We start from the raw sequence: 9,969 nt of genomic DNA, 5'->3' as shown, positions 1-9,969 counted from the left end.
CATCCATTTCATTTCCCAGGCACCATACTTTGATATCGTGCGGATCTTTGTAACCATGTTCTTTTCGCAGATCACTGTAGTAAGTGCCGCCTTTGAAGTTACAGTATTCCAGAAGATTCTTGGCATCTTCCGGTCCGCGGGTTCCCAGATTGACAGCCATCATGATATCACTTCCTGCTTTTTTTGACCAGTCGGCGAATTCATTTAATCCGAACTGATTGGTTTCGATCACACCCCAGGCAAGCTCCGGTCTGGATGGCCGTTTGTCTTTTGGTCCTACGCTGTCTTCCCAGCGGAAACCGGATACAAAGTTACCGCCCGGATAACGAACGATCGGAACCTGCAGTTCTTTGACCAGATCCAGGGTATCTTTCCGAAATCCCTGTGCATCGGAGTTCGGGTTGCCTTCCTGATAGATTCCTTCGTACACGGCTCTTCCCAGATGTTCAATAAAAGAACCGAAGATCCTTTTGTCTACCGCGCCGGTGAGGAAATATTTGTCTACAATAATTTCAGCTTTTTTCATTGTAAAAACCTCCTGTGGTTATATAATGTGCTCTCGACATGTATTGTCTGTACTGTCTATGATTGTAACAGAACATTGGAAGAATACCAGAGGTTTTTGTCCGAAGTAATTGACTTTTTTTCCGGTGTCAGGTATGCTTTTTGTAGAAAATACGAGAGGGTGATGAAGTAATGATTTCAGATATTTCCATACAGTTTTGCGAATACAACCGCTCCAACCCAGATACTGACCGGATCTACCGTCCACAGGGGAGCGGCGATTATTTGTTTTTATTGCTGAAAACTCCGATGAAAGTTTATCAGGAGAATGGTATACTGATTACCGGAGAAAATGCCTGCATCCTGTACACACCAGGACAGATGCAGCACTATCAGGCAGTACAGAAGTTCCGGAACAGTTATCTTCATTTTGTTGCACAGGAGAATCCGGCAGAATATTTTCAGCTTCCGCAAAACCAGATATTTTATCCGCAAAATCCGGAAGAAATAGAAGAAATCATCCGCAAGCTGCAGCAGGAATACATCACCCGCGGTTCTCATACGGAAGCAATGCAGAGTGCACTGATCTGCCAGCTTCTGGTCACGGCAGCCCGTGGACTTGAAAAAGGGCAGCGACATAACCCAGAAGAAGAAGGGTTGTACCGGGATTTTCAGGCACTTCGCATGGAGATGCTCCGCCATTATGAAAAACACTGGACAACCGAACAACTCTGCAATCAGATAAACCTGGAAAAAAGTCAGTTCTACGCTTATTACCGGCAGTTTTTTCACAGTACCCCACACAACGACCTGCTACAGGTCCGTCTTGACAAGGCCAAAAATCTACTGACAAATGAAGCGCTGCCGATCCAACAAGTGGCTCTTTCCTGCGGATTTCGAAACATGTCTCATTTCAGCCGATATTTTAAACAGCAGTGCGGTTGTTCGCCAAAAGACTGGATCTCCAGCGTTTCTCCTCAATGAAAAATCACTGTTTACCGATAACAATAATCGAAAGACCAGTGGATCATTTTATAAGGCAAAGTCACACAAACCGCACAATATATGGTACAATGTAAAAAAGGAATTCTGTATATCATTCTATTTGCTATAATCAGAAGAAAGGAGACTACGCTTATGAAAAGAAAATGGCTTTTTGCTTCACTGCTCCTCACAGCAGCATTGACCATGACATCCTGTTCTTTTAAACTTCCGGTCGAATTACCCTTCAAGATTCCATTCATTACTGCAGATAGAAACACCAAACAAAACGACGAGGATCCGTCTGACCCGGAAAAAACCACTGATCCGATAATAACGGACGAACCTGAAGTTCCTGAAAATATCGACACCACGGAAAACACTCAATCAGATAATGATCATGGATCTCATACACCTGATGAGGCAGATCCTTCTCCGTCACAACCAGATGAAGACCCTGTTGATGCGCCGTCCGGTCAGGAGAATTCTGTGGACATACCGGTTCTCATGGGAGGTGCTCTTCCTTATACCGGTATGATTTCTATACTAAATGAAAATTATGAAGACGGGACTCACCGATATGACGATATGTTAGAAGACGGGATGTCTTGCATCGTTGACTATTGCTATGTCAACCCGGAAGATCTTCCAGACACTCCGGAGGCATACGCAACCCTTGCAGCAGAAAAACTGACCGACGGTGGCATATATAACATTCTTTCCGTTTACCAGGACGATGGTTATACTGAGAGTCTTTCCTATCCGGTGTATATTGTTTCCTTTACCAGCGGAAACAACGAGGATACCAATTTCTGGCTGGCATTTATGGTCATACGGGATGGATATACGTACCTGTATGCTCCCAGCGTATCTTGCAATGCGGATTATACCGCGGAAGAGCTCGGACAAGATCTTTTCCCACGTCTGTTTTTTTCCGATTCGATAGACAACTGATGCTATGAAAAAGCACCTGACTGTTATATGTTACTGTTATGTACCGTGGCAATACTTTTCTTTGAGAGCAGATGGCTTTTTCCACACAAATATGTTACACTTAACCCTGTAGTAATAATAACTGGGAGGTAGAAAAACTATGACTGAGCAGGAGAGAATGAAACAGGGGTATGTATGGCAGAATGATGATGAAAATATGAGTCTGCAGGCTCACACAAAAGCACTGGTAAGAGAATTCAACAGTATGCCACCGGAAGATATGGAAGGAAGAGAAGCACTTCTTCACGATATTTTCGGAAAAGTAGGAAAAAATGTATGGATCACTCCACCGCTTACAGCAGCTGTTGGAAAATATGTATCCATCGGAGACGGCACCTATTCTAATATGAATCTGACACTGATCGATGACTGGAAGATCACCATCGGAAAAAATGTGTTGATCGGACCGAATGTAACCTTGTGTACCACCGGACATCCCATTGATCCGGAACACCGGGGGGACGGAATGTATTCATTCCCAATCACCATTGGTGATAATGTATGGCTGGGAGCCAATGTTGTCGTTCTTCCGGATGTAACTATCGGAGAAAATTCCGTGATCGGTGCCGGTTCTATCGTAACAAAAGACATTCCGGCAAACTGTATTGCTTTTGGAAGTCCATGCAAGGTATATCGTGAGATCAATGAGCACGATAAAGAATACTATTTTAAAAACCATCGTTTTGATGAGCAGCCCTAACGAGATAAAATATGCTTCGCGAATTTATACGATTGGTATAAATTCTTTGCATCGCGAGGTGTGTTACCGGGAATGGAGTGAACAGTAACACTTTGGCTTGCTGCCCGTGTAAATAACAGGAAAGCCTTGACAAACACTGTCTTTGCAGTTAAAATATTTTATGTTTTATAAAGTATACGACCTGGAAGGGGAAGAGTAAAAGCGGTATCGTTCTTTCAGAGAGCTGTCGGTTGGTGCGAGTCAGCAGAAGAGAGCTTTGAACTGGCCCCGGAGTCCTTTTTCCGAAACATTTTCATAATTTATAGAAGATGCAAGTAAGAAAAAGCGGGAGTTCCCGTTACAGAATCCATAAGTGCATGAGGCTTATGCTTCATGAAGTAGAGTGGTACCACGGAAATAAAGTCCTTTCGTCTCTAGTTGAAAAACAGAAACAAAAGGACTTTTTATATTTCAAGCAATACCTAGGAGGAAGAAACCATGACAGTACCTTATAATCATAGGGCAGTAGAAAAAAAATGGCATGATATCTGGGAAGAACACCCGGTGAATGTGGATGATGGCAAAAAGCCAAAATATTATTGTCTGGACATGTTCCCATATCCGTCAGGAAATGGTCTTCATGTCGGACACTGGAGAGGATATGTAATTTCTGATGTATGGAGCCGCTACAAATTATTGAACGGTTACTATATCATTCACCCGATGGGATGGGATGCTTTCGGTCTGCCGGCTGAAAACTATGCGATCAAAATGGGTGTACATCCTGCAAAATCAACCGCAGACAACGTAGCAAATATCAAACGTCAGATCAACGAGATCGCAGCTCTGTATGACTGGGATCGCGAAGTAAACACCACAGATCCTGAGTTCTACAAATGGACCCAGTGGATCTTTGTAAAGATGTTTAAAGAAGGTCTGGCTTACGAAAAAGAATTCCCGATCAACTGGTGTCCATCCTGTAAAACAGGTCTGGCAAATGAAGAAGTTGTCAACGGAAAATGTGAACGTTGTGGTTCTGAAGTAACTAAGAAAAATCTGCGTCAGTGGATGCTGCGTATCACAAAATATGCAGACCGTCTGTTGAATGATCTGAACAAACTGGACTGGCCGGAAAAAGTTAAAAAGATGCAGAGTGACTGGATCGGTAAATCCTATGGTGCAGAAGTTGAATTCCCGGTTGAAGGAAAAGACGAGAAGATCACTGTATACACCACCCGCCCGGATACCCTTCACGGTGCAACCTTCATGGTACTGGCTCCTGAGCATGCCATGGCAAAAGAACTGGCCACCGATGAAACAAGAGAAGCTGTGGAGCAATATATCTACGATGCATCCATGAAGTCTAACGTGGATCGTCTGCAGGACAAAGAAAAGACTGGTGTATTTACCGGATCTTATGCAATCAACCCGTTAAATGGTGCCAAAGTACCGATCTGGCTGTCTGACTATGTATTGGCTGATTACGGTACCGGAGCAATCATGTGTGTACCTGCCCATGATGACCGTGACTTTGAATTTGCAACCAAGTTCAATATTCCGATCATTCAGGTAATCGCAAAAGATGGAAAAGAAATCGAAAATATGACAGAAGCATATACCGAGGCTTCTGGAACTATGATCAACTCCGGTGACTGGAACGGTATGGAATCTTCTGTACTGAAGAAAGAAGCTCCGATGATGATCGAAAAGATGGGTATCGGACGTAAAACCGTAAACTTCAAACTGCGTGACTGGGTATTCTCCCGTCAGCGTTACTGGGGCGAGCCGATTCCGATCGTTCACTGCCCGAAATGTGGAAACGTTCCGGTACCGGAAGAAGAACTTCCGCTTCGTTTACCGGATGTAGAATCCTACGAACCGACAGGAACGGGTGAATCTCCACTGGCTGCTATTGACGAATGGGTTAACTGCAAGTGCCCGGCCTGCGGAGGACCTGCAAAACGTGAGACCAACACTATGCCACAGTGGGCAGGTTCTTCCTGGTATTTCCTGCGTTATGTAGATAACAAAAATGACAAAGAGCTGGTATCCAAAGAAAAAGCTGACAAATATCTGCCGGTAGATATGTACATCGGTGGTGTGGAACATGCGGTACTGCATCTGCTGTATTCCCGTTTCTATACCAAGTTCCTGTATGATATCGGAGCTATTGACTTTGATGAACCATTCCACAAACTGTTCAACCAGGGTATGATCACCGGTAAGAACGGTATCAAGATGAGTAAATCGAAAGGAAACGTTGTTTCTCCTGATGATCTGGTAAGAGATTACGGATGTGACTCTCTGCGTATCTATGAGCTGTTCGTAGGACCGCCGGAACTGGATGCAGAGTGGGATGACAGAGGAATCGACGGTGTATACCGTTTCCTGAATCGTTTCTGGAAACTGGTACAGGACAGCGCAGAAGCAAATGTTTCAGAAACTAAAGAGATGGTAAAACTGCGTCACTGCCTGATTCACGATATCACAGAACGTCTGGAAAGCTTCAGCCTGAATACCGTTGTTTCCAAATTCATGGAATATAACAACAAGATGATTGACATGGCTAAGAAGACCGGTGGTATTGACAAAGAAACACTGTCTACCTATGTAATTCTGCTTTCTCCGTTCGCTCCGCACATTGCCGAAGAACTGTGGCAGGTTCTGGGTCATGACACATCCGTATTTGCAGCAAAATGGCCGGAACATGATGAAGACGCTATGAAAGATGACGAAGTAGAGGTACCGGTACAGATCAACGGAAAAACCCGTGCAGTCATCAGTATCCCGGTTGACATTTCCAAAGAAGATGCAATCGCAAAAGGAAAAGAAGCCGTTGCTGACAAACTGACAGGTACAATCGTAAAAGAGATCTATGTACCGAAGAAAATCATCAACATTGTTCAGAAATAATTAAAAACAGTAAAAGACAAGGAGGTCTGCATTGTATTTGGCAGGCCTCTTTTGCATATCACGGGATAAAGGAGGATGTTTTATGAATACGATTGAACTACTGGATGCACTGCAGCTGAAAGCCAAGAAAGACCCGGAACTTCGAAAAGCACTCTTTGCAACCCGCAGTGAGAAGAATCCTGTCGATGCTTTCTGTAAAAAATGTCAGGAAGAAGGTTATCCAATCTATACGATGGATCTGATTCAGGCAGGGGAAGAGTTTTATGCTTCCATGCGTCGCAGTACCAACGGTGGGGGAGAAAATTCGCCAAAACTGGAAGGCGAAGACGATTTTTATGAATTATTTTTCGCCACTCTGGAAAATTGAGAACATGATATGATATCTGGCGTGTTTTGTCATTGGAAAATGACATGCAATTTTTCTGATAATATAGTAGAATTTGTCGTTTTCACCGAAATTATTTGTTGACATTCGTTTAAGTTTCACAAAGCAGTTGCTGTTTTTGTGAAAACATGTTACAATCTATATAACTTTTTAAGTGACAAAAATAAAGATAATAGGAGTGGTAAATAATGTATCAGGAAGAATACAAACGCTGGTTGGCAGCAGATCTTGAGGATGCCGATCTGAACCCGGAACTGTCCAGGATCGAAGGAAACGATGATGAGATCAAAGAACGTTTCGCGGTCGCATTAAAATTCGGAACTGCTGGTCTTCGTGGGGTCCTGGGAGCAGGTACCAATCGTATGAATATTTATGTGGTCCGTCAGGCAACACAGGGACTGGCCAACTGGGTAAAAACACAGGGCGGCACACAAACTGTAGCCATCAGCTACGACAGCCGTCTGAAAAGTGATGTATTTGCAAAGACTGCTGCAAGTGTACTGGCAGCCAACGGAATCAAAGTCAGAATCTATGATGCTCTGATGCCGGTTCCGGCCCTTTCTTTCGCAACCAGATATTACAACTGTAATGCAGGTATCATGGTAACTGCTTCTCATAACCCTGCAAAGTACAATGGTTATAAAGCATACGGTCCGGACGGATGCCAGATGACAGATGATGCTGCAGCAATCGTTTACAATGAGATTCAGAAAACTGATGTTCTGACCGGTGCAAAATATATGTCTTTTGCAGCAGGTGTAGAAGAAGGACTGATCCGTTTCGTAGGAGATGACTGCAAACGTGCCCTGTATGATGCTATCGAGTCCAGACAGGTTCGTCCGGGTCTGTGTAAAACTGCAGGACTGAAACTAGTATACAGTCCGTTAAACGGTTCCGGTCTGGTTCCTGTCACACAGGTACTGAAAGACATCGGAATTACTGATATCACCATTGTCCCCGAACAGGAATATCCAAACGGTTACTTTACAACTTGCAGTTATCCGAACCCGGAAATCTTTGCGGCTCTTGAACTGGGACTGAATCTTGCAAAAGAATCCGGTGCTGACCTGATGCTTGCAACAGACCCGGATGCTGACCGTGTAGGTATCGCTATGAAATGTCCCGATGGTTCTTATGAACTGGTCAGCGGAAATGAAGTGGGTGTTCTGCTCCTGGATTATATCTGTGCAGGACGTATTGAAAAAGGCACGATGCCACAGAATCCGGTAGCAGTAAAATCTATTGTATCCACACCGCTGGCAGATGCCGTTGCAAAACATTACGGTGTGGAATTGAGAAGTGTCCTGACCGGTTTCAAATGGATCGGTGATCAGATTGCTCAGCTGGAAGCAGCAGGTGAAGTTGATCGTTTCATCTTCGGATTCGAAGAAAGTTATGGCTATCTGGCTGGTCCTTATGTACGTGACAAAGACGCAGTCATCGCTTCCATGTTGATCTGTGAGATGGCTGCTTACTACAGAAGCACCGGAAGTTCTCTGAAAGCGAGACTGGAAGAGATTTACAAAGAATATGGTCGTTACCTGAACAAAGTAGACAGCTTTGAATTCCCGGGACTGAGTGGTATGGATACTATGGCAGGTATCATGGAAGGACTCAGAAAGAATCCTCTGACCGAAATCGCAGGCAATAAAGTTGCCAGCGTAACAGACTATGAAAAACCGGAAGAAACCGGTCTTCCGGCAGCCAACGTTCTGATCTACAAACTGGAGAACAACGAAACCGTTATCGTTCGTCCATCCGGTACAGAACCAAAGATCAAGATCTATTACACCACGCTGGGTAAAGATCTGGCAGAAGCAGAAGCAGAGAAAGAAAAACTGGCTGAAGCTTTAAAACCGATCATGGCATAAGGTAACGAAAAAATACGCTGTACAAATGGGCAATACAGAGAAATCTGTATTGCCCATTTTTTCTGTTTAGATAATTTATATACCGAACGGTAAATAAATTGCTGGATTTCTGTAAGAAGGTGTGGTATTATAATAAAAGTAAATATACTATGATCACAAAGGTACTGAACAGTTAAATAAATTGTAGAAATAGAGGTGCATTCACATGAGTTGGTACAATGAAGCTATATTTTATCATATTTATCCCCTGGGTCTTACAGGTGCTCCGGCACAGAATGACTATGGTGCTCCGGCACATCGGTTGAATACCTTGTTGCCATGGATCGATCATATCCAGAAGATTGGATGTACAGCACTGTATATCGGTCCGTTATTCGAAAGCGTTGGACATGGATATGAGACTACAGATTATAAGAAACTGGATTCTCGTCTGGGAACCAATGAGGATCTTACGAACTTTGTAGCTGCCTGCCATAAAAAAGGAATCCGTGTGATTTTCGATGGTGTCTTCAATCACACCGGACGTGATTTCTTTGCTTTTAAAGATATCCAGGAACACCGGGAACATTCCCGCTATGTCAACTGGTATTGCAATGTAAATTTCTGCGGAAACACAGAGTATAATGATGGTTTTTCCTACGAAAACTGGGGAGGATATAATCTTCTGGTAAAATTGAATCAGCGCAATCCGGAAGTACAGAATTATATCTGTGATGTGATACGTTTCTGGGTGTCTGAATTTGATATTGATGGTATTCGTCTGGATGCTGCAGATGTCCTGGATTTTGACTTTATGCATGCCCTGCGCCGTACTGCTGATGAAGTAAAAGAGGATTTCTGGCTCATGGGAGAGGTTATCCACGGTGATTACAGCCGTTGGGTTAACGGCGATACTCTGCACAGTGTAACAAACTATGCTCTGCATAAAGCCCTGTACAGCGGGCATAACGACCATAATTATTTTGAAATCGCACATACCGTTAAATATCTGCAGAATATGGGTGATCTGGATCTTTACAATTTTGTGGACAATCATGATGTAGAACGGATCTATACCAAACTCAGCAACAAAGCGCATTTTGCACCGATCCATATATTGTTGTATACTCTGCCTGGTATTCCGAGTATTTATTACGGATCGGAATTTGGAATTGAAGGAAAGAAAGAAAAATTCTCAGATGTAAGCCTTCGTCCGGCACTGGATCTGGAAAATTACAAAAATGCCGTCACTGAAAATCCCTGTACAGCGCTGATTGCTGCACTCGGAAAGATCCGTCAGGGCACACCGGCATTAAGCTATGGAAAATATTATGAACTGATGCTTACCAACCGGCAATATGCTTTTGCACGGGATCTGGACAATGTACGTGTGATTGTCACCGTCAACAACGATGACAATGCCACAGATATGAATCTGCCTGCAGGTAATACTGCCATATATATCGGTGCACTTTCCGGTAACCGGGCAGAAGTACAGGGTGGAAGAATCCACGTGACGATTCCTGCGAACAGCGGCGATATCTGGATTCCGGAAGAACAGTTGAAGAACGAAACTCCGGTCCCGGTTGCAATAATGAAAAAAGTAAAACCGGTAACCGTAAAAGAGCAGAAGACATCAGAAAATGAAACCATTGTCTTTGAAG

Annotated in this window: 7 protein-coding genes, 1 pseudogene and 1 other annotated feature; of the genes and pseudogenes, 7 read left to right on the top strand and 1 reads right to left on the bottom strand. The window is 43.7% G+C overall.

Annotated elements, in window-relative coordinates; translation table 11 throughout:
* Positions 1-526 (bottom strand): annotated as a pseudogene (locus tag MSA64_RS11055) (alpha-N-arabinofuranosidase); the annotation flags it as partial.
* Between the two features lie 170 nt (positions 527-696).
* Here MSA64_RS11055 and MSA64_RS11050 point away from each other — a divergent pair.
* The 7 genes from MSA64_RS11050 to MSA64_RS11020 form a co-directional block, all read left to right on the top strand.
* On the top strand, positions 697-1,488 hold the full coding sequence (locus MSA64_RS11050; protein WP_154431261.1) for a helix-turn-helix transcriptional regulator: 792 nt from the start codon (positions 697-699) through the stop codon (positions 1,486-1,488).
* Positions 1,489-1,641: 153 nt separating this feature from the next.
* Positions 1,642-2,439 (top strand): hypothetical protein, encoded by a 798-nt coding sequence (locus tag MSA64_RS11045; RefSeq protein ID WP_287891628.1) that lies wholly within the window; start codon positions 1,642-1,644, stop codon positions 2,437-2,439.
* 139 nt (positions 2,440-2,578) lie between these two features.
* A complete protein-coding gene (locus tag MSA64_RS11040; RefSeq protein WP_287891626.1) occupies positions 2,579-3,178 on the top strand; it encodes a sugar O-acetyltransferase in 600 nt (199 codons plus the stop codon).
* A 173-nt stretch (positions 3,179-3,351) separates the two neighbouring features.
* Positions 3,352-3,596: a binding site (T-box leader), on the top strand.
* Positions 3,597-3,655: 59 nt separating this feature from the next.
* Positions 3,656-6,070: a leucine--tRNA ligase gene (leuS, locus tag MSA64_RS11035; protein ID WP_277663961.1), complete on the top strand. Its 2,415-nt coding sequence runs from the start codon at positions 3,656-3,658 to the stop codon at positions 6,068-6,070.
* An 82-nt stretch (positions 6,071-6,152) separates the two neighbouring features.
* Positions 6,153-6,437, top strand: coding sequence for a hypothetical protein (locus MSA64_RS11030; protein WP_022172422.1), 285 nt, complete (start codon positions 6,153-6,155; stop codon positions 6,435-6,437).
* 206 nt (positions 6,438-6,643) lie between these two features.
* Positions 6,644-8,326: a phospho-sugar mutase gene (locus tag MSA64_RS11025; protein WP_022172423.1), complete on the top strand. Its 1,683-nt coding sequence runs from the start codon at positions 6,644-6,646 to the stop codon at positions 8,324-8,326.
* A 205-nt stretch (positions 8,327-8,531) separates the two neighbouring features.
* Positions 8,532-9,969 (top strand): alpha-amylase family glycosyl hydrolase (locus tag MSA64_RS11020; protein WP_287891623.1); only part of this gene is annotated, 1,438 nt, incomplete at its 3' end.

Source organism: Oliverpabstia sp. (genome assembly GCF_022785585.1).
Lineage (GTDB): Bacteria > Bacillota > Clostridia > Lachnospirales > Lachnospiraceae > Oliverpabstia > Oliverpabstia intestinalis.
Note: the sequence above shows the minus strand (reverse complement) of the source record. Positions and strands in the feature narration are given on the sequence as shown.